The organism is Streptomyces sp. BL1 (genome assembly GCF_057628045.1).
Genome location: NZ_JBXYWZ010000002.1, coordinates 5,473,307 through 5,492,962 on the forward strand (window position 1 = coordinate 5,473,307; position 19,656 = coordinate 5,492,962).

Below are 19,656 nucleotides of genomic sequence, written 5' to 3' on the forward strand. Positions count from 1 at the left end.
CTGACTTTCCCCGACGACCGGCCCCGAGGACCGGCCTCCCACGACGTTCTTCCACGCCCCCACCCCCACGCCTCACCCCAGGAAGGCAGAACACAGTGCTGACCGTGGACTTCTCCCGCTTCCCGCTCGCCCCGGGCGATCGCGTACTCGATCTGGGCTGCGGTGCCGGACGGCACGCCTTCGAGTGCTACCGGCGCGGCGCCAAGGTCGTGGCGCTCGACCAGAACGCCGACGAGATCCGCGAGGTGGCCACTTGGTTCGCGGCGATGGAGGAGGCCGGTGAGGCGCCCGCGGGTGCCGCCGCCACCGCGATGGAGGGTGACGCCCTGGCGCTGCCCTTCCCCGACGAGAGCTTCGACGTCGTCATCATCTCCGAGGTGATGGAACACATCCCCGACGACAAGGGCGTACTCGCCGAAATGGTCCGGGTGTTGAAGCCCGGCGGCCGGATCGCGGTGACCGTTCCGCGCTACGGCCCGGAGAAGGTCTGCTGGGCGCTCAGCGACGAGTACCACGAGGTGGAGGGCGGCCACATCCGCATCTACCGCGGCGACGAACTGCTCGGCAGGATGCGGGAAGCGGGCCTCCGCCCGTACGGCACGCACCACGCGCACGGACTGCACTCCCCCTACTGGTGGCTCAAGTGCGCCTTCGGGGTGGACAACGAGAAGGCGTTGCCGGTGCGCGCGTACCACAAGCTGCTGGTCTGGGACATCATGAAGAAGCCCCTGGCCACGCGGGTCGCGGAGAGCGCCCTCAACCCGCTCATCGGCAAGAGTTTCGTCGCCTACGCGACCAAGCCGCACCTGCCCACCGCAGACGCCGGCATGACGGCGGCCCCGTGACGAGCCCGGAGCGCACCGAACGGCTCACCCTGCAGGGTGTCCTGACGGCCGAACAGGCCGCGCGGACTGTCGACGGGATCGCCGCCGTGCAGCGCGAGGACGGGGCCATCCCGTGGTTCCGCGGCCACCATCTGGACCCGTGGGACCACGTCGAAGCGGCGATGGCACTCGACACGGCCGGCGAGCACGAGCGCGCCGAACGCGCCTATCTGTGGCTGGCGGAACACCAGTTGGGCGACGGCTCCTGGTACGCGGCCTACGCCGACGGCGACGCGGCCGAGCCCACGGACCGCGACCGGGAGAGCAACTTCTGCGCGTACGTCGCCGTCGGCGTCTGGCACCACTATCTGTCCACGGGCGACGAGGCGTTCCTGGAACGGATGTGGCCCGTGGTGTTCGCCGCGGTCGAGTTCGTGCTGCGGCTCCAGCAGCCCGGCGGCCAGATCGGCTGGAAGCGCACGGCGGACGGCGAAGCGGTCGACGACGCGCTGCTCACCGGCTCTTCCTCCGTCTACCAGGCGCTCCGCTGCGCCCTCGCCATCGCCGAACACCGCGAGGACCCGCAGCCCGACTGGGAGTTGGCGGCGGGCTGGCTCGGCCATGCCCTGAGGCATCACCCTGAGCGCTTCCTCGACAAGAGCCGCTACTCCATGGACTGGTACTACCCCGTCCTGAGCGGCGCCCTGCGCGGCACGGCGGCCAAGGAACGCATCGAGGAGGGCTGGGACCGCTTCGTCGTACCCGGCTACGGGGTGCGCTGCGTCTCCCCCAACCCGTGGGTCACCGGCGGCGAGAGCGCCGAACTGGCCCTCGCCCTCTGGGCGGTGGGCGAATCCGGCAGCGCCATAGACGTGCTGACCTGGATCCAGCATCTCCGTGCCGAGGACGGCATGTACTGGACCGGGTACGTCTTCGAGGACGACGCGATCTGGCCCGAGGAACGCACGGCGTGGACCGCCGGCTCCCTGCTCCTGGCCGTCGCCGCCCTCGGCGGCGACGAACCGACAGTCCAGGTCTTCGCCGGCAACACCCTCCCGGAAGGCCTCACCCCCGACTGCTGCTAACCCCTGCGGGGCGCGGGCTCCTTCGCGGGGCGCGTGTCCCCGTGGGGCGTGCGGCTCCCTTACGGGGCTATCTGCCCTCACAGGGACGGGATCCCGTACGGGTCACGTTTCCGCTGCCCCGGCCCCGGCAGGGGCCCCGCGGCGGGCGGCGAGGAACGTGCGGTATCCCGGGCCGGGCCCCGGTTCGGACTCCCGCTCGCCCGGCGGTTGTTGGTCTTCCGGGGCGCAGCCCCGGCACGCGTCGCAGAGGGGCTCATCACCCCCTGCGCGCGCAACATGACAACTGCCTCCCACATGTGTGAATCACACCTTGGGAACGCGCCCTCCGAAGAAGACCTGGGTCTCCACGATGCGGCCGTTGCGGACCGTGCTCACCTCCGCGTTGCGGTGGCGCTCGCCGGTCTTCAACTCGTACTCGTACAGGATGAAGACGTCGTCGCCGCTGCCGGGCACGAGATCCAGGATCTCCTGGGAGCGCAGCCGTTCCGTGGTCGGGAAGCAACGTTCGAAGAAGGCGTCTCTGCCGATGTGATCGTCCTGCGGGCTCGTGAACACGAAGCCCTTGTCGATCAACTCCTCGGCCCGTGCCCGGTCTTGAGCGACATAACTCTCCATGCACTCCCGCACCACATCAACATTCCCCACAACCCTCTCCCTCCGACGCCCCGACACCCTTTCCTGCAGGAGTACAGACCACCCCCACGCCCACCACTCATCGCCCCACGACGACCCTCTCCGCAGGGCGAGGCGTTCTCGGCTCGATCGAGTTGCACTCGGAGGGCCGGCAACGACTCGTTACTGCGTCCATCCCGGTGTTGAAGTGAGCATCAGTGTCGTGAGCATCAGAGAGCCGCGCCGACAAGAAGTCGACGTAGCCCCTCCCACCCCGAAACTCCGAGACCACGCCTCGACGTCAGGATGAGTCGAGGAACCACGGTCATGTCCCTGGGGCTGTCCGGTGGTTGGGCCGAGACGTGCGGTGGTCAGGGGCGGTTCCACTTGGGGAGGTGTGCTTGGGCGGTGTTGGGGTTGCTGGTGCCCTCTTCGTGGGTGCCGGTCGGGTAGTCGACCTTGTAGCCGGCCGGAACCAGGCCCTTGGTGCCGGTCGTTCGGAAGCGTTCCACCGCGTCTCCGTTCATCAGCGCGGTGATGATCTCGCGGAGCGGCGTTACGGGGTCGGTCTCGAACTCATAGTCCTGCGCCACTTCAATGTCGAAGCCCGTTCGCATGACGACCGATTCGCAGATGTCCTTGAAGACGATGGGAGAGCCGGACTCCTTGGGTGCGAGAATCCACGTGTCCTCGTCGAGTTGCTGGAAGAAGGTCTTGCCTTCTTCTTCGAAAGACCTGATGACATCCAGGAGTTCCGGCGGCATGGGTATGGCTCGCTTCACGTGTGGGGCGCTGCGTGCGATTCGGGGCGCGCGAAGTATAGGTGATCATTCCGACCGGGTGTGGCCGGTGCCCTGGGGTCCTCTCCGAGAGCCGGCGCCTCGGGGCGCCCCTCACACGCGCGGCCGTTCGGCCGCGACTTCCCACTGGCCCTCGCCCTGGGCGGAAGCGGGACGCTCCGCATCGGGGTCTCGGACGCGTACGGGGAGCGCCGGCCCTCTGTCGCCGCTGACGGCCCCGTGCCCCGTGGTCGGGGAACGGGGCCTGTGCCTGGGGGAAACCCTGGCCGACACCTGGGGCATCAGGCATCGTCCGCCTCAGGGGAAACAGTCCGGTGCGATCTGACCCTTACGGGGTTCGGGGCCGCGGCCGGCAACTGGTCGGCCCCGGTTGCGCCTTGGGGACCTGCGGCGCTCTCCGTCGCTCAGGCCGAGGCCTTCCGTGCCGCGCGTCGGGCCAGCAGGGCCTCTCGGCGCTCGTCGAATTTGGATGCCTGGTCCTGGAGTCCGCCCATGTACAGCCCCAACTCCTCCTGCGCCTTCAGGCCCTCCGGGCCCAGGCCGGAGATGTCCAGCACCTTCAGGAAGCGCAGCACGGGCTGCAGGACGTCGTCGTGGTGGACGCGCAGGTTGTATATGCCGCCGATGGCCATCTGGGCCGCGGCGCGCTCGAAGCCGGGCATGCCGTGACCGGGCATCCGGAAGTTCACGACCACGTCGCGGACGGCGGTCATGGTCTGGTCGGGGGCGAGTTCGAATGCCTTGCCCAGAAGATTCCGGTAGAAGACCATGTGCAGGTTCTCGTCGGTCGCGATCCGGGTGAGCATCTGCTCGCACACCGGGTCGCCTGCCTGGTGGCCGGTGTTCCGGTGCGAGATGCGGGTGGCGAGCTCCTGGAAGGCGACGTACGCGATGGAGTGCAGCACGCTGTGCCGGTTGTCCGATTCGAAGCCTTCCGTCATGTGCGCCATGCGGAACTGCTCCAGCTGCACCGGGTCGACCGCCCGCGTAGTCAGCAGATAGTCGCGCATGACGATGCCGTGGCGGCCCTCCTCCGCTGTCCAGCGGTGCACCCACGTGCCCCAGGCGCCGTCGCGGCCGAAGAGCGAGGCGATCTCGTGGTGGTAACTCGGGAGGTTGTCCTCTGTGAGCAGGTTGACGACGAGCGCTATTCGGCCGACGTCGCTGACCTTGGACTGCTCGGGTGCCCAGGGTTCGCCGTCCAGCGGGCCGTCGAAGTTCCGGCCGTCGCTCCAGGGCACGTACTCGTGCGGCATCCAGTCCTTGGCGACCTTCAGGTGCCGGTTGAGCTCGGTCTCCACCACCTCTTCCAGCGCGTACAGCAGTCGGGCATCCGACCACGCGTCCGATCCTTCGCGGGGGAGGGAGTTAAGGGTCATCGAGGCTCCTGGGGACGGGGGAATAACCTACGCCACCGTAGGTTAACTACCGCGCTGGTGGAAGCCCGGTCCGGGTAGCTGCCGGGAATCCGGGCAGCAGACTGGTCGCGCTGGGGGTGTGGGGGTTCCTGGGGCGCCTGGGGCGGCACCCGGCATCGAAGGTGTCGAAAGTCTCGTAAGGGGGAGCAAGGCAGCGGTCCGCAGCATCGCGAAGTCTGCGGCGTCGGGAGAGGCCCGCCTCTCGGGGGCGGGGACAGGTGGCGCCGAGCCCTCGCATCAGGGCGAAGGCCATGGAAGCGGCGAAGATCCCGGACAGGCGGCCGTGACGGCGCCCCGTCGTACTGCCTCGCCCGGGCGGAGTCTCGGGGTGCCGCGCCGTCGCACCCCGGCGCGTTACGCGTTCAACTCGGCCAGAACTCGGAGGGTTTCGAGGTCGGGGCTGGTGACCAGGAGGTCCGTGGCGGGGCTCTCGTGCCAGGCCGCCAGGCGGTCCGCTATGCGGGCGCGGGGGCCGACGAGGGAGATCTCGTCGGCGAACGCGTCGGGGACCGCGCGGACCGCGTCCTCGCGGCGGCCCTCCGCGAAGAGCTCCTGGACGCGGGCGGCCTCCTCCTCGTAGCCCATGCGCGCCATCAGATCCGCGTGGAAGTTCCGCTTCGCGTGGCCCATGCCGCCGATGTAGAAGCCCAGCATCATCTTGACCGGCAGCAGGCCCTCCGCCACGTCGTCGCAGACGCGGGCCTGGGCCATGGGGGCGACCATGAAGTCGTCGGGGGTACCGGCCAGAGCCTCCTCGTACATGCCGGCCCGTAGGGGAGACCAGTAGAGGGGAAGCCAGCCGTCGGCGATGCGCGCGGTCTGGGCGATGTTCTTGGGGCCCTCCGCGCCCAGGAGTACGGGAAGGTCGGCCCGTAGGGGATGCGTGATGGGCTTCAGGGGCTTGCCCAGCCCCGTACCGGAGGGCCCGTCACCACCGGCGTACGGGTGGGAGTGGAAGCGCCCCTTCAGCTCCACCGGGCCCTCCCTGCGCAGGACTTGCCGGATCACGTCGACGTACTCGCGCGTGGCCGTGAGGGGCGAGGCCGGGAAGGGGCGGCCGTACCAGCCCTCCACCACCTGCGGCCCGGACAGGCCGAGGCCGAGCATCATGCGGCCGCCGGACAGATGGTCGAGGGTGAGGGCGTGCATGGCGGTGGCCGTAGGGGTACGGGCCGCCATCTGTGCCACGGCCGTTCCCAGCCGGATCCGCGAGGTGTGCGCGGCGATCCAGGTGAGGGCCGTGAACGCGTCGGAGCCCCACGACTCCGCCGTCCACACGGAGTCATATCCCAAGTCCTCGGCCGCGCGGGCCAGTTCCAGATGCCTGGGGTCGGGGCCGCGGCCCCAGTAACCGAGTGCGAGACCGAGTCGCATCCGCCGCTCCCTCCCATACGTACGCGCCTTACGACGCGCCCCTGACGTGGCACGTGCGTGACGTGAGACGCCCCTGACGTGACGCACCCCTGACGTGCCGCGCGTCCGATGTGACGCGCGCGCCCGAGGGGGCGACGTGCCTGACGTGGCGTCAGAAGACGGTCCGGCGGCGCAGCGTACGGCAGCGGCCCCCCACCCGGAAGGGTGAGGGGCCGCGGAGTGCGGGTCCGGCGCGGAGCCGGGGGCACGTCCGTAAGGGGCCGGTCTCGTAAGGGACCACCCCTGTCAGGGGCGTGTCCGTACGAGGTGGCCGCCCCGTAAGGGGCCGAAGCGAAGGGTCAGCCGCGCTGGATGCCCGTCGTGTCCTGGAGGAGACCGCGCCGCCCGTCCTGCGTCTGCGCGACCAGCGCCTGGCCGCGCTGCTCGACCGCCAGGTACCAGGTTCCGGGCGTCAGTTCGGCGACGGGCTGCGGGGAGCCGTCCTCACCGAACAGCGGACGCGCGACCGGAACGGCGAACCAGAAGGGCTGGAAAGCCTCCGGGGCGCCCCCGGCCGCCGGACCGGGCTGCGCGTGCTGCTGGCCCTGCTGCGGCTGGGCCTGCGTGGCACCGGCCGGGTAGCCGTAACCGCCCTGCGGCTGCTGCCCGTAGGGGCCGGGCTGACCGGGCTGCCCGTACGCCTGCCCGTAGGGGGCGGCGGCAGCCGGCTTCGGGCGGGACTCGGGCACCAGGGGACCGGCGAGGGCAGGAACCTTGGCCGCGAACAGCGCGACACCCGCGAGCACCAGCGTCGCGATGAACGCCAGGATGGCGCCGACGCCGGGGGAGTTGTTCCCCGGGGTGGCGAGGAGGGACCACAGCGCGGACCACACCGACACGACGCTGAGCGCGGTGCCCCACTGCGGCAGGCTCAGCTCGCCGAACTTCCGGCCCGCCGGCAGCAGACGGCCGAGGACGACCAGCGCGGCCCCGATGATCCCCATCAGGAAGACCGTCGGCAGTACGATCGGCAGCTTGTCCAGCTCCCAGGCGATGGGCGCCTCGACCTTCTCGCAGATCGACTGCGGCACGCCTTCGCAGTCGACGGAGTAGAAGCCGAGGAACGAGGCGATGAGCAGCAGCAGCGCCGCTCCCATCACTGCGCCGTCGCCTCGGGTGAGCGAGCGGATGTTCACGTGGGATCCTTCGTCGGTCTTGTGTGGTCGGTGTTGTCTGCGTTGTCTGCCGGGGTGAGCACCCCATCGTACGGACGAGCCTATGGGGCCCTCCCGGGGACCGTCCCGCGGCTCGCGAGGTTCAGCTTTTCGCTGTCAGGAAGCCCGCGACGCCGTCCGCGACCCCGTCTGCGGCACGTGTGCGCCACTGTGGATCGGTGAGCCTCCCTGCGTCCTGTGCGTTGCGCATGTTGCCGCACTCCAGAAAGACCTTCGGAACGCTGCTCAGGTTGAGTCCGCCGAGGTCGCCGCGAGTGTCCAGGCCCTTTCCGTCGCCCAGGTAACCGGCCGGCGGCTCTCCCGTGGACTGCCGGAAAGCGCCGATCAGTTCGCGGCCGAGACGGCGCGATGGGCCGGTGATGGACGACGTGTCGGCCGTCCCCTCCTGTACGGACGCGGGCACGATCACATGGAAGCCCCGGTTGTCCGCGGGGGCGCCGTCGGCGTGCAGGGAGACCGAAGCGTCGGCGTGCGCCTTGTTGCCGGTGCGTGCCCGTTCGTCGACGCACGGGCCGTACGGTGCGTCGCCGTCGTGCGTCAGTTTGACCGTCGCGCCCTGCTTTTCCAGCGCCTTCTGTACGCGGTGGGCGAGGTCCAGTGTGAACTCCGCCTCCGCGTAGCCGGAGTCCGTCGAGGCGCCCGCGGTGTCGCACTCCTTTTTGCCCGTACCGATGTCGACACGGCGGGCGATCTCCTCGGGGTGCTCACTGTTGCGCGGGTTGTGGCCCGGGTCGATGACCACAGTCCGGCCGTGGAGCGGCAGTTCCTTCCCGACGTCGCCCTGCTGACCGCTGTCCTTTTGGTCGCCGCTCTGTCGACCGTTGTCCTTTTGACCGTCGCCCTGTTGGCCGCCGTCCCGCTGACCGTCGTCCGCCTGACCGCCGGGACCCGGCAGAAGTGTCGGCGTCGCACCGGCGGCCTTGTCGTCGCCGTCCGTGCCGCCGCCCGCGCCCTGTACGGCGTGCCAGACCAGCCAGCCCGCAACGGTCAGCGGCAGCAGCACCGCGAGCACGATGAACACGTTCGCGGCCCGCCGGCGTCCCGGACGGCCGTTCTGCCAGCCGTACCCGCTCACAGTCCCGGCCCAATGCGCCGCAGCACACGCAGCGAACGGGTCACCGACACCTCGGTGAAGGCGCCCGACTCCAGGGCGCGGCAGTAGATCCGGTACGGGGCCTGGCCGCCGTCGGCCGGGTCGGGGAACACGTCGTGGATCACCAGCAGTCCGCCCTCCGCGAGATGCGGCACCCACCCCTCGTAGTCGCCCGCGGCGTGCTCGTCCGTGTGCCCGCCGTCGATGAAGACCAGCCCCACGGCGCCGCCCCAGACGGCCGCGGCACGCGGCGACTTGCCCACCACGGCGACCACATGGTCCTCCAGGCCGGCCGCGTACAGAGTGCGGCGGAACTCCGGCAGCGTGTCCATCCTGCCCGCCTCCGGGTCCACGACCTCGGGGTCGTGGAACTCCCAGCCGGGCTGCTGCTCCTCGCTGCCCCGATGGTGGTCGACGGTGACGGCCGTCACGCCGGCCTCGCGCGCCGCGTCGGCGAGCAGCAGCGTCGAACGCCCGCAGTACGTACCGATCTCCAGCAGCGGCAGCCCGAGCCCGGCCGCCTCGGCGGCAGCCCCGTACAGCGCGAGCCCCTCGTCCTCGGGCATGAAGCCCTTCGCGCTCCGGAACGCGTCCAGAATCCCCGGCTTCGGCTGCCGCGCGTACCGCTCGTCCTGCGTGTCCATCGGTTGCTCCCCGTCCGCCATCAAGTGCGCCCCCATGCTGCCTTACGCCCCACACCGGGCCGCGCCCGCCTGTACGCTCCCGCGAGACCGTGATCATGAGATGGGGGACACATGACGACGCGCGACGAATCGGAAGCCGTTCCGGACGGACCGGGCGCCCCGATTGGTCCGGTCAGCCCGGCTGTTGGTCTGGACGGGCCGACTGCCGGCCCGGACGATCCGGACAGCCCGCAGGACGCTGCGAAGCCTCGGCGGAGCCGCCTGAGGGGGCGGCCCGCCGCCGCCGTGGCCGGCGTTCTCGTCGGAGTGCTGATCGGGGCCGGGGGCATGGCCTGGCAGGCGGGCGCGCTGCCCTTCCTGGAGGAGCAGAAGGCCTGCTGGGGCGCGTTCTCCCAGCAGGAACAGGCCGCGCTCATGCCGGACTTGGACGGCCCGGTGTGGTCCGACCAGCTTCCCGGCGGCGACCGGAAGCTGACGACGGAGGCCCCTGGGGGCGAATGCCGTATCGGCAAGACCGAGGGACTCCGGAACTGGTCGGTCACCGTACGCGTGCAGCAGCTCGGTGACGACGAGTTCGCGGACGAGGAAGGGCCGGCGTGGGCCGGGAGGCTGTCGTCCGAGATGACCTCGTTCGGCAGTGGCAGCAGCATCGGCATGACCTCACCGACACAGGCATGGCGGGAGGTTCCGGAGAGCTGCCTCCGCGGGGACGGCACCGGCGAACACGAGGCCCCGCACGTTGTCGAGATGACCCGGGCCAACGGTGCCCGCTTGTCGCAGGACGACGCCCCCGCCCAGCGCGCGATGGCACGGGCCGTCACCGACGTCACCAACGCCGCGATGCGCGAGATGGATTGCAAGGGCACACTCCCCGCGCCCGGCAAGCTCTCCGCGCGGCCGGAAGGGAAGGGGGCACAAAAGGACCGGCTCTGCGGCATCGAGGGGCTCGGCTGGCCCCGCGGCCTCAAGAACCCGCCGAAGGTGGAGCTGACCAGTACGGGCCCGTCCGGTGCCGGCGTCCGGACCTGTGAGGTCACCGACTTCAACTTCGACGGGGATCAGACACGCTTCACCACCATCGCGGACCCTCGTCTCGCCCAGATCTACGAGAACGCGGCGCTGAACGGCGGCCCCGAGATCGAACGGGCCGGATCGGACAGGGACTTCGGGACGCTGGGCAGCACCCTAACCGTCTTCATGGCGACGAAGTGCCCCACGGGGGACGTGGCGTTCGTCGCCCGGCCGCGGAAGGGCATGGAGAACGAGAGCGGGCGGCAGGCCGTACGGGAGATGTTCCCGCGCTATGTCGAGGCCGAGGCGGAACGCGTGGGCTGCGGACATGTGCGGGTGAAGATGCCCGACGCGGCGGACTGAAGTGGGCCCCGGGCTGCCGCCCGGTCACGGTTCCGCGCGCCGGGCGGAGCCGGCAAGCCTGTGGGCCTTCCGGATTTCTGGAACTCGTTCTATGTTGCGCGCACTTCATCCCTGGCGGACCTCTACCGAGGAGCGTGCGGAGCATGGCGGGCAAGGCCTTCATCGTCGGCGTCGGAATGACCGCGTTCGCGAAGCCCGAGTCACGGGACTGGCAGTACTGGGACATGGCGCGGGAGGCGGGCGGTGACGCGCTCGCCGATGCGGGCATCCCCTACGGGCTCGTCGAACAGGCCCCGGTGGGCTACTGCTTCCAGGCGTCCACGGCGGGCCAGCGCGCCGTGTACGAGCTGGGGCTGACCGGCATCCCCGTCTACAACGTCAACAACAACTGCGCCACGGGATCGACGGCCCTGATGATGGCCCGGCAGTTCGTCGCGTCCGGGATGAACGACTGCGTGCTCGCGCTCGGCTTCGAGAAGATGAAGAAGGGCGCGCTGGGCGGCGGTTCGGACGGCGGCGACTTCGCCACCTCGCCGGTGGCGCGGCACTACGGCGTGATGGCGGAGCGGCACGGCTTCGAGATGACACCGCCCACCGCGCAGATCTTCGGCAACGCGGCCCGTGAGCACATGGAGCGGTACGGCACGACGGCCGAGCAGCTCGCCGCCGTCGGCGAGAAGAACCACCGGCACTCGGCCGGCAACTCCCGCGCGCAGTTCCGCGACGTCTACACGCGGGACGAGATCCTCGGGTCCCGGACGGTGCACGAGCCGCTGACGAAGCTGCAGTGCTCGCCGACGTCCGACGGCGCGGCCGCGGCCGTCGTCGTCTCCGAACGCTTCGTGGCCGAACACGGCCTCGCCGACCGTGCGGTGGAGATCGCCGGGCAGGCGATGACGACGGACTCCGAGGAGTCCTTTGCGTCCGGCTCGTGCATCGACGTCGTCGGCAAGCCGATGTCCCGGGACGCGGCGCGGCAGGTGTATGAGGAGTCCGGGCTCGGCATCGAGGACGTCGGCGTCGTCGAGCTGCACGACTGCTTCTCCGTCAACGAGCTGCTGACCTATGAGGCGTTGGGCATGTGCGGCGACGGCGAGTCCGGGAAGCTCGTCGCCGACGGCGGGACGACGTACGGGGGCCGCTGGGTGGTCAACCCCTCCGGCGGGCTCATCTCCAAGGGGCACCCGCTGGGCGCGACGGGGCTCGCCCAGTGTGCCGAACTCACCTGGCAGCTGCGCGGCGAGGCGGGCCCGCGCCAGGTGCCCGGGGCCCGCGTGGGGCTCGCGCACAACATCGGGCTGGGCGGCGCCGCGGTGGTCACGATGCTTTGCCGCGGCTGACGCGCGGCGGGCGGCACGGTGGGGGTGCGCCGTTTTGTGTGGCCTCGGGCCAGCGTCGAGCGGCTCAGCTCCCGCTGGGGTTTGCGCAGTTCCCCGCGCCCCTTACGGGACTTGCGCCCTCTACGGGACTTGCGCCCTCTACGGGACTTGCGACCACCCTTACGGGGCTTGCTGAGTGCCGGTCCTAGGACTTGAGGACCGGGCCCTCCGCCTCCGCCCGTCCGCCGAAAATCCCGCTGTGCGCTGTCAGTGGCGGATGCGAGCATGTCGGTCATGGCCCAGTCGTCCCCTCCCACCAGCCCCGTGTCCGGAAAGCCCGCCAGGAAGCCGGCCCGCCTCTGGGCGGTCGTTCTCGCCGCGTGCGCCGGACAGTTCCTCGTCGTCCTCGATGTGTCCGTGGTCAATGTCGCGCTGCCCTCGATGCGCGCGGACCTCGGCATGAGCGGCGCGGGGCTGCAGTGGGTGGTGAACGCCTACACCCTCACCTTCGCCGGGTTCATGCTGCTCGGCGGGCGGGCCGGTGACCTCTTCGGGCGGAAGCGAATATTCCTCGCGGGGCTCGGCCTGTTCACCCTGGCCAGCCTCGGCGGCGGGCTCGCGCAGGAGCCCTGGCAGCTGCTCGTGGCGCGCACGGTGCAGGGCATGGGCGCCGCCGTGCTCGCGCCCTCGACGCTGACGATCCTCACCACCGCCTTCCCCGAGGGCCCCGCGCGCACCCGCGCGATCGGCACCTGGACGGCGGTCGGTGCGGGCGGCGGCGCCGCGGGCGGACTCGTCGGCGGAGTGCTGACCGACGTCCTCTCCTGGCGCTGGGTGCTGCTGATCAACGTGCCGGTCGGCGCGCTGGTGCTGCTGGCCGCGGCGCTGTGGATATCCGAGAGCCGGGACCGCGGTGCGCGGCGCCGGCTGGACGCGCCCGGCGCGCTGCTGATCACCGTCGGCCTCGGCACGCTGGCGTACGGCATCGTGCAGACCGAGTCGGCGGGCTGGACGTCGGCGGAGGCGCTGCTGCCGCTGGTGATCGGGCTGGTGCTGCTCGCCCTGTTCGTCGCCGTCGAGTCCCGTACGCCGTCGCCGCTGGTGCCGCTGCGGCTGTTCAAGGTGCGGTCGGTCTCCGCTGCCAACTTCGCCATGTTCGTGTGCGGCGCCGCCATGTTCTCGATGTGGTATTTCATGTCGCTCTACATGCAGAACGTGCTGCACTACACGCCGATCCAGGCCGGCCTGGGCTTCATGCCGCAGTCCGTCAGCATCATCATCGGCTCCAAGGCGGCGCCCCGGCTGATGCAGCGCATCGGCAGCAGGAACCTCGCCGTGACCGGCGCACTGATCGCCTGCGTCGGCTACGTGTGGCAGAGCACCATGCACGCCGGAGGCAGCTATCCGGCCACGGTGCTCGGCCCGGGCATCCTGATGGCCCTCGGCATCGGCCTGGCCTCCACCCCGCTGGCCACCTCCGCCACCCAGGGCGCGTCCGCCGAGGACGCCGGGCTCGTCTCCGGAGTGGTCAACACCTCGCGGACGATGGGCGGTTCGCTGGGTCTGGCTGTGCTGTCGACGGTGGCCGCGGCCCGGATCGGCAGCGGCGGCGAGGACCCGGCCGCGCTCGCCTCCGGCTACGGCGCGGCGTTCGGACTCGGCGCGGCGTTCCTGTTCGGCTGTGCCATATTCATGTTCTTCGCGCTGCCGAGGGAGCGGCGGAGCGAGCACCACAGCCGTCCCGAACAGCAGAGGAAGACCGCGGATGTCGCCGGCAGCTGACCCCTCCACGCCGCCCGCCGCCCAGCCCTCCACGCCGCCCGCCGCCCAGCCCTCCACGCCACCCGCCGGCCAGCCCTCCGCCCCGTCCGTGCCGTTTCCCGGCACCGGCCGCCGCGTCCTGGTCAGCGGGGCCTCCCGCGGCCTGGGGCGGGCGCTGGCCCGGGAGTTCGCGCGCAACGGCGACCGGGTCGCGGTGCACTACGGCAGCCGTCGCGCGGAGGCCGAGCAGACCCTCGCGTCGCTGCCGGGGGAGGGGCACCGGCTCATCGGCGCCGACCTGTCCGAGCCGGCCGGCGCCGCGAGTCTCGCCGAGGAGGCGGCACACGCGCTCGGCGGCCTCGACGTGCTGGTCAACAACGCCGCGGTGAACACCCCGCACCCGCCCGCCAGTTCCTCGTTCGAGGAGTGGACCGCCGCCTGGCAGCAGCACACCGCCGTCAATCTCCTCGGCACCGCTCACCTCAGCCATCAGGCGGCGCAGCACATGATCAACCAGGGGAGCGGCGGGCGGATCGTCAACATCGGCTCGCGCGGCGCCTTCCGCGGCGAGCCCGACCACCCCGCGTACGGCGCCACCAAGGCAGCCGTGCACGCCCTCGGCCAGTCGCTGGCGGTGGCCCTCGCCCCGTACGGCATCGCCGTGGCCTCCGTCGCGCCCGGCTTCTTCGAGACGGAACGGGTCGCGGACCGGCTGCACGGTGCCGCGGGCGAGGCGGTCCGCGCCCAGAGCCCGTTCGGGCGGGTGGCGCAGCCCGAGGAGATCGCGGCCGCCGTGCTGTGGCTGGCCTCGCCGCAGGCCGAGTGGAGCTCCGGCACCGTGCTCGACCTCAACGGCGCCTCTTACCTGCGCACTTGAGCCGGAGGCCGGGTCGCCCCCGGGCCCGCATCCCACCCGCATCTGGCCCGCATCCCAACCGCATCCGGTCCGCACCCCACCGACATCCGTCCCGTACCCCAACCGCATCGCACCCGCCCCCGGGTCCGTGCGCGGACGACGCCAGGGGCCGCCGACGGGCCGGGCGCCGCGGGTCTTCCCATGTTCCGGGCCGTGCGTTATACAGGAGCGCGTCGGTTAGAACGTGTTCTCATTCGGGCACGTTCCGCCGTCCCCATGCGACCCCGGCCCGACCGACGGTGCGGACGGCCGGGCCGGGGTCCCCGCCCGTCGTCCCGTACGCCAAGGGAGCGCCGCTGCCATGCCCATTGACGCCGCGAAAGCCGTCGCCTCCGAGCCGCAGACCGCCACCATCGCGTGGGACCAGAAGGACGTGCAGCTCTACCACTTGGGCCTCGGCGCGGGCATCCCCGCAGCCGACCCGCAGGAGCTGCGTTACACCCTGGAGAGCAAGCTGCACGTGCTGCCCAGCTTCGCCACCGTCGCGGGCGGCGGCATGGCCTTCGCGGGCGGGCTCGCCGGTTCCGGCATCGAGATCGACCTGGCGGCGGTGCTGCACGGCAGCCAGCGCATCGACACGCACCGCACGATCCCCGTACAGGGCGAGGCCACCTCGTCCTCCAAGGTCGCCGCGGTGTACGACAAGGGCAAGGCAGCCGTCGTCGTACTGCGTACCGAAGTGGCCGACTCCGACGGCCCGTTGTGGACGGGTGAGAGCCAGCTCTTCATCCGCGGCGCGGGCGGCTTCGGCGGCGAACGCGGCCCCTCCGAACGGATGGAGCTGCCGGACCGCGCCCCCGACCGCACGGTCGAGTGCCCCATCCGCGAGGACCAGGCCCTGCTCTACCGCCTCTCCGGGGACTCCAACCCGCTGCACGCCGACCCGGAGTTCGCCAAGCTCGCCGGTTTCGACAAGCCGATCCTGCACGGGCTCTGCTCGTACGGGATGGCCCTGAAGGCCGTCGTCGACTCGGAGTTGGACGGCGACGTGGCACGGGTGAAGAGCTACGCCACGCGCTTCGCGGGTGTGGTGTATCCGGGCGAGACCCTGCGTGTCCGCATGTGGAAGCTCGATGCGGGCCGCATCCAGGTGACGGCCACGGCAGCCGAGCGGGACGACGCGCCGGTGCTGGCCGACACCGTGATCGAGCACAGCTGACACCGCGACAGCTGACACGCCGACCGAAAGCTGTCACCCCCGGACACCCGTCACCACCCCACAACTGAAGCCCGCACCACGGAAGTTCCGCACCACGGAAGTCCCGCACCGCCGATGTCCGCGTAGCCCGCCCCGGGAGAGGAGCCGCTCCGTGCGCGCAGCCGTACTGCACGAGACAGGTCAGGACAAGCTCGACGTGCTCGACGACGTCGAAGCGGTGGGCTTCGGCCCCGGCAAGGTGAAGCTCCGGATGAAGGCGACCGGGCTGTGCCATTCGGACCTCTCCGCGATGAGCGGGGTGCTGCCGCAGCCCGCGCCGTTCATCCCGGGCCACGAGGGCGCCGGCGAGATCACGGAGGTGGGGGAGGGGGTCACGCATCTGTCGCCCGGCGACCGGGTGCTGATGTGCTGGCTGCCCGCCTGCAACAACTGTCCGGCGTGCAAGCGCGGTCAGCGCCACCTGTGCCTGACGGGCTTCCTGAACGCCGGGACGCCCAACTTCCGGCGTGCCGATGGCGACGTCTTCGGCTTCTGCGGCACCGGTACCTTCGCGGAGGAAGTCGTCGTCGACGCGGCCTGCGCGGTGCCGGTGCCCGACGATGTGCCCTTCGAGATCGCCGCGCTGATCGGCTGCGGCGTCACCACGGGCCTGGGCGCGGCCTTCAACACGGCGAAGGTGGAAGCGGGTTCGTCCGTCGCCGTGATCGGCTGCGGCGGCGTCGGTATCAGCACCATCCAGGGGGCGCGGGCCTGTGGCGCCGCGCAGATCGTCGCCGTCGACCCGGTCGCCACGCGCCGGGAGGCGGCGCTGCGGTTCGGCGCGACGGAGGCCGTCTCCCCGGACGAACTCGCCGACGCCAAACGGCGGATCACCGCCGACGAGGGCTTCGACTACGTCTTCGAGGTCGTCGGCAAGTCCGCGACGGTCCGTACGGCGTACGACACGACCCGGCGCGGCGGCACCCTCTGCGTCGTCGGCGCGGGTGCGGCCGACGACCAGCTCCAGATCAACATGTTCGAGCTGTTCTTCGACGAGAAGCGCATCCTGCCGTCGCTGTACGGCGGCGGGGACGTGCTCCGCTCGTACGAACGCGCCATCGCGCTCTGGCGGTCCGGCCGCATCGACCTGGAGAACCTCATCACCCACCGGGTCCGCTTCGAGGACATCAACGAGGCGATCAGCCAGATGCGCAGCGGCGAAGCGCTCAGGACATGCATCGAACTGTGACAAGGACCGCGTGACACCGCACGCATGACGCCGCAAGCGTGACCCGGAACGCGTGACCCGGAACGCGTGACCCGGAACGCCTGACCCCGTGCCGCCCGGCCGGTACGGGGCCCCAACCCCCTCTCGTGAGGAGACCGTTGCATGTCGTTGCAGGGCAGGACAGCCGTCGTCACCGGCGCCGGGCGCGGGCTCGGGCGGGCCGAGGCGCTGGAACTGGCGCGGCTCGGCGCGAACGTCGTCGTCAACGACTTCGGCCAGGCCGGGCGGGACGGCTCCGGCGAGCCGACGGCCGCGCCCGCCGAGGACGTGGCCGCCGAGATCCGCGCGGCCGGCGGGAACGCCACGGCGCACCTCGGCGACGTCGCCGACTTCGACGAGGCGGGCGCGCTCGTCCAACTGGCCGTCGACACCTACGGATCGTTCGACATCCTGGTCAACAACGCGGGCATCCTGCGCGACCGGATGGTCTTCTCCATGACGGAGGAGGAGTGGGACTCCGTCATCCGCGTCCACCTCAAGGGGCACTTCAACACGACCCACTTCGCGGCGGCGCACTGGCGCGCCCGCTCCAAGGCGGACGGCGGGCCGGTCTACGGGCGGATCGTCAACACCTCGTCCGAGGCGTTCGTCGCCGGATCGCCGGGGCAGCCCAACTACGCGGCGGCGAAGGGCGGAATCGTCGGGCTGACCACGTCGACGGCCGCCGCGCTCGCCAAGTACGGGGTGACGGCCAACGCCATCTGCCCCCGGGCCCGTACCCGGATGACGGAGGACGTGTTCCAGGGCTTCGCCGCCCCGGACGACGGGGTGGACCCGCTCGCCCCGGAACATGTCTCCCCGCTGGTCGGCTACTTGGCGTCACCCGCCGCCGCGAAGGTCAACGGGCAGCTGCTCGTCGTGCACGGCGGCATGGTGGCGCTGCTCGAACGTCCCCGGGTGGCGGCGAAGTTCGACGCGACGTCGGACGTCTTTACCTTCGAGGACCTCGACAAGCAGCTCACCCCGCACTTCGACGGGCTGCAGCCGCACGAGACCTTCGCGGCGGGCGAGGTGCTCGGCCTCAAGAAGGGCTGAGCCTCAAAAGGGCTGATTCCCAAGGAGTCCCGAGGATTCCAAAGGAGCCTCAAGAAAGGCGCTGAGCCGCGAGAAGGGCCGAACCCTTCACGGGGCGCCGGTCAGGCGGCGGTACCGGTCTGCCGGGCCTGTCCGCCGGCCGACTGGCCGGCGTCCTGTGCGGGACGGCGGTGCTTTCCCTGTGTGGACCCCGCGGCCTCCTCCGAGACGGCGGCCGGTCCCCTGTGCTTCCCCCGCGCCGATTCTTCGTGGCCGGGGGCTTCGGTCTGGGTCTCGGACATCAGATCAGTAACTCCGTGGATCTCATTGCTGCCGTCGTACCCGGCGAGAGTTTACCGAGATCCACGATCTTCGTTCACCCGGTCCGGGCAGCCAGTGGTGCTTCCTGAAGAGGGACCGGAGTGCATTGCGCAGAGCGGTCCGCGATGAGTCCGTTTTCCCGGTCCGTGTCCGTTGAATCGCGCTGTTGTACGGCCGTGACATCTTTCGCCGCGACCTCTTGCGCAGCGGTGCCTTCCGCTTGCACGGCGGCGCCCTCCGCGGCGCGGTCCGAAGCGCTCCCGGCCCACAACTCCCGTACGGCGCCCGGCTCCCCGCCGGCTTCCGCTTCCGCGCCAGCGCGTTCCGGATCGGGCACCCGCACCCGGGCCACCCCGCACGGCGTGTGCTCCGTCACGTACGGCAGGCGGAGTTCACCGTCCTCCGTCACCAGACCGTGCCCCGTCAGCCAGCCGTCGGGCGCTGCGACATGACGCAGCGTCCGCAGGAGCGGCTGCCACACGGCGAGCCGCGGCCCGCCGCCGTCCGCGCCGGCCTCCTCGTCGTACAGGGCGACCGTGCAGTGCTCCGGCAGCAGCGTCTGCCGGGGCTGCATCGCGAACGGGGTCAGCCGCGAACCGGCCGGGCTCAGCGCCTCCGGGAAGCGCACCGGCCGGTGACTGCCCAGCACGCCCCAGCCGAGCCGCTCCTCACCGGGCGCGTCCGAGCGCAGGAGCAGCAGACCGCTGTCCGGGTCGGCGAGCAGCAGCCGGTCGTCGCTGTCCTCGGTGATCTGCAGCAGCGGGCTGACCTCGCCGCCGCGCTCCAGGTCGATGACGACGGTCTTGGTGATGCCGGTGGCCGCGTCGGTGCGGTCCAGCGCGAGCAGCCGGCCGCGCCGGTCCAGCCACGCGCCGCCGGTGCACCGGCCGAGCAGGGTGGCGACGGGTTCCGGGCGGCCCGAGCCGCTGCCGGCGACCAGCCAGACGCCGGTGATCTCCCGCTGTCCTGTGGTGGGCGCCGGCGCCAGGGCGTACGCGCGCTGCCCGCACGGGGCGGGCGGCAGCAGGCTCAGCGACTCCGACTCGACGGCGCCGAGCGGCAGTTCGCCCGTACCGGGCCCGGTCGGATAGAGCAGCGCGAGCACGTACCGCTGCGGGGTGCGGCGCGCGATCAGCACCCGGCCGTCGGCCAGCGGCAGCAGCAGGCTGTCCGCCTCCTCCGGCTGCGCACCGGGCAGCGGGACGGCATACGGCTCGGGCCCGTCCAGCGTCCACCGCTCGGGGAACCGCGCGTCCGCCATCCGCGCCGCGTACGAGCCGTCGGCCGCGACGGCGAATCGGGAAGGGGCAGCAGGGGCACAGACAGTCATCTTGCGATCACCTCCAGTGGGAAGTTAGAGCTCGTACTCCCGCCCGAACAACGAGAGTTGAAACCCTTCACACGGACGGGTGGCACGCCCCCGCTTCCGCCCCCGGCGCCCCGCGCCATATGTTCCACCCC

General features: G+C 71.3%; 18 protein-coding genes. 9 read left to right on the top strand and 9 right to left on the bottom strand.

All coding sequences use genetic code 11. The features are described from left to right. The first annotated feature begins 95 nt into the window (after positions 1-95). On the top strand, positions 96-845 hold the full coding sequence (locus AC3AGO_RS24020) for a class I SAM-dependent methyltransferase (RefSeq protein WP_487822302.1): 750 nt from the start codon (positions 96-98) through the stop codon (positions 843-845). Further along, positions 842-1,909, top strand: coding sequence for a prenyltransferase/squalene oxidase repeat-containing protein (locus AC3AGO_RS24025; protein WP_487822303.1), 1,068 nt, complete (start codon positions 842-844; stop codon positions 1,907-1,909). The genes AC3AGO_RS24020 and AC3AGO_RS24025 overlap by 4 nt, the downstream gene beginning before the upstream one ends. A gap of 303 nt (positions 1,910-2,212) precedes the next feature. Here AC3AGO_RS24025 and AC3AGO_RS24030 read toward each other — a convergent pair whose 3' ends face one another. From AC3AGO_RS24030 to AC3AGO_RS24060, 7 genes are all read right to left on the bottom strand, one after another. Beyond that, the gene (locus AC3AGO_RS24030; protein WP_487822304.1) at positions 2,213-2,554 is read right to left on the bottom strand and encodes a nuclear transport factor 2 family protein; all 342 of its coding nucleotides are present in this window, start codon (positions 2,552-2,554) and stop codon (positions 2,213-2,215) included. A gap of 338 nt (positions 2,555-2,892) precedes the next feature. Next, positions 2,893-3,285 (bottom strand): hypothetical protein, encoded by a 393-nt coding sequence (locus tag AC3AGO_RS24035; RefSeq protein ID WP_487822305.1) that lies wholly within the window; start codon positions 3,283-3,285, stop codon positions 2,893-2,895. Positions 3,286-3,725: 440 nt separating this feature from the next. Next, on the bottom strand, positions 3,726-4,700 hold the full coding sequence (locus AC3AGO_RS24040) for an acyl-ACP desaturase (protein ID WP_487822306.1): 975 nt from the start codon (positions 4,698-4,700) through the stop codon (positions 3,726-3,728). A gap of 393 nt (positions 4,701-5,093) precedes the next feature. After that, on the bottom strand, positions 5,094-6,113 hold the full coding sequence (locus AC3AGO_RS24045; RefSeq protein WP_487822307.1) for an LLM class F420-dependent oxidoreductase: 1,020 nt from the start codon (positions 6,111-6,113) through the stop codon (positions 5,094-5,096). Positions 6,114-6,451: 338 nt separating this feature from the next. After that, complete coding sequence (locus AC3AGO_RS24050) at positions 6,452-7,288, bottom strand: hypothetical protein (protein WP_487822308.1); 837 nt, start codon at positions 7,286-7,288, stop codon at positions 6,452-6,454. Positions 7,289-7,409: 121 nt separating this feature from the next. Beyond that, positions 7,410-8,402, bottom strand: coding sequence for an N-acetylmuramoyl-L-alanine amidase (locus tag AC3AGO_RS24055; RefSeq protein ID WP_487822309.1), 993 nt, complete (start codon positions 8,400-8,402; stop codon positions 7,410-7,412). After that, a complete protein-coding gene (locus tag AC3AGO_RS24060) occupies positions 8,399-9,064 on the bottom strand; it encodes a class I SAM-dependent methyltransferase (RefSeq protein WP_487822310.1) in 666 nt (221 codons plus the stop codon). Before AC3AGO_RS24060 ends, AC3AGO_RS24055 begins: the two co-directional genes overlap by 4 nt. Positions 9,065-9,349: 285 nt before the next feature. On the opposite strand from AC3AGO_RS24060, the gene AC3AGO_RS24065 reads away from it, so the two are divergent. From AC3AGO_RS24065 to AC3AGO_RS24095, 7 genes are all read left to right on the top strand, one after another. Continuing rightward, positions 9,350-10,438 carry a hypothetical protein gene (locus AC3AGO_RS24065; protein ID WP_487822311.1) on the top strand — a complete coding sequence of 363 codons (1,089 nt, stop codon included), beginning with the start codon at positions 9,350-9,352 and terminating at the stop codon, positions 10,436-10,438. A gap of 143 nt (positions 10,439-10,581) precedes the next feature. Beyond that, the gene (locus AC3AGO_RS24070) at positions 10,582-11,778 is read left to right on the top strand and encodes a lipid-transfer protein (protein WP_487822312.1); all 1,197 of its coding nucleotides are present in this window, start codon (positions 10,582-10,584) and stop codon (positions 11,776-11,778) included. 264 nt (positions 11,779-12,042) lie between these two features. Next, positions 12,043-13,539, top strand: a complete 1,497-nt coding sequence (locus tag AC3AGO_RS24075) for an MFS transporter (RefSeq protein ID WP_487822313.1) — start codon at positions 12,043-12,045, stop codon at positions 13,537-13,539. After that, on the top strand, positions 13,523-14,395 hold the full coding sequence (locus AC3AGO_RS24080; RefSeq protein ID WP_487822314.1) for an SDR family NAD(P)-dependent oxidoreductase: 873 nt from the start codon (positions 13,523-13,525) through the stop codon (positions 14,393-14,395). Before AC3AGO_RS24075 ends, AC3AGO_RS24080 begins: the two co-directional genes overlap by 17 nt. A 340-nt stretch (positions 14,396-14,735) precedes the next feature. After that, entirely contained in the window at positions 14,736-15,593 is an 858-nt protein-coding gene (locus AC3AGO_RS24085) for a MaoC/PaaZ C-terminal domain-containing protein (RefSeq protein ID WP_487822315.1), read from the top strand. Between the two features lie 151 nt (positions 15,594-15,744). Next, the gene (locus tag AC3AGO_RS24090; RefSeq protein ID WP_487822316.1) at positions 15,745-16,821 is read left to right on the top strand and encodes a Zn-dependent alcohol dehydrogenase; all 1,077 of its coding nucleotides are present in this window, start codon (positions 15,745-15,747) and stop codon (positions 16,819-16,821) included. Between the two features lie 141 nt (positions 16,822-16,962). Then, positions 16,963-17,895, top strand: coding sequence for a 3-oxoacyl-ACP reductase (locus AC3AGO_RS24095; RefSeq protein WP_487822317.1), 933 nt, complete (start codon positions 16,963-16,965; stop codon positions 17,893-17,895). Between the two features lie 101 nt (positions 17,896-17,996). Here AC3AGO_RS24095 and AC3AGO_RS24100 read toward each other — a convergent pair whose 3' ends face one another. Both AC3AGO_RS24100 and AC3AGO_RS24105 read right to left on the bottom strand, forming a co-directional pair. Further along, positions 17,997-18,176 carry a hypothetical protein gene (locus AC3AGO_RS24100; RefSeq protein WP_487822318.1) on the bottom strand — a complete coding sequence of 60 codons (180 nt, stop codon included), beginning with the start codon at positions 18,174-18,176 and terminating at the stop codon, positions 17,997-17,999. 74 nt (positions 18,177-18,250) lie between these two features. After that, the gene (locus tag AC3AGO_RS24105) at positions 18,251-19,525 is read right to left on the bottom strand and encodes a hypothetical protein (protein WP_487822319.1); all 1,275 of its coding nucleotides are present in this window, start codon (positions 19,523-19,525) and stop codon (positions 18,251-18,253) included. Positions 19,526-19,656: the final 131 nt, after the last annotated feature.

What these genes read in the sequence shown, in the direction of transcription:
- AC3AGO_RS24100 (WP_487822318.1), bottom strand. Translation starts at nt 18,176, where the DNA reads ATGTCCGAGACCCAGACCGAAGCCCCCGGCCACGAAGAATCGGCGCGG.
- AC3AGO_RS24075 (WP_487822313.1), top strand. Translation starts at nt 12,043, where the DNA reads ATGTCGGTCATGGCCCAGTCGTCCCCTCCCACCAGCCCCGTGTCCGGA.
- AC3AGO_RS24095 (WP_487822317.1), top strand. Translation starts at nt 16,963, where the DNA reads ATGTCGTTGCAGGGCAGGACAGCCGTCGTCACCGGCGCCGGGCGCGGG.
- AC3AGO_RS24060 (WP_487822310.1), bottom strand. Translation starts at nt 9,064, where the DNA reads ATGGACACGCAGGACGAGCGGTACGCGCGGCAGCCGAAGCCGGGGATT.
- AC3AGO_RS24070 (WP_487822312.1), top strand. Translation starts at nt 10,582, where the DNA reads ATGGCGGGCAAGGCCTTCATCGTCGGCGTCGGAATGACCGCGTTCGCG.
- AC3AGO_RS24105 (WP_487822319.1), bottom strand. Translation starts at nt 19,525, where the DNA reads ATGACTGTCTGTGCCCCTGCTGCCCCTTCCCGATTCGCCGTCGCGGCC.
- AC3AGO_RS24085 (WP_487822315.1), top strand. Translation starts at nt 14,736, where the DNA reads ATGCCCATTGACGCCGCGAAAGCCGTCGCCTCCGAGCCGCAGACCGCC.
- AC3AGO_RS24080 (WP_487822314.1), top strand. Translation starts at nt 13,523, where the DNA reads ATGTCGCCGGCAGCTGACCCCTCCACGCCGCCCGCCGCCCAGCCCTCC.
- AC3AGO_RS24045 (WP_487822307.1), bottom strand. Translation starts at nt 6,113, where the DNA reads ATGCGACTCGGTCTCGCACTCGGTTACTGGGGCCGCGGCCCCGACCCC.
- AC3AGO_RS24040 (WP_487822306.1), bottom strand. Translation starts at nt 4,700, where the DNA reads ATGACCCTTAACTCCCTCCCCCGCGAAGGATCGGACGCGTGGTCGGAT.
- AC3AGO_RS24035 (WP_487822305.1), bottom strand. Translation starts at nt 3,285, where the DNA reads ATGCCGCCGGAACTCCTGGATGTCATCAGGTCTTTCGAAGAAGAAGGC.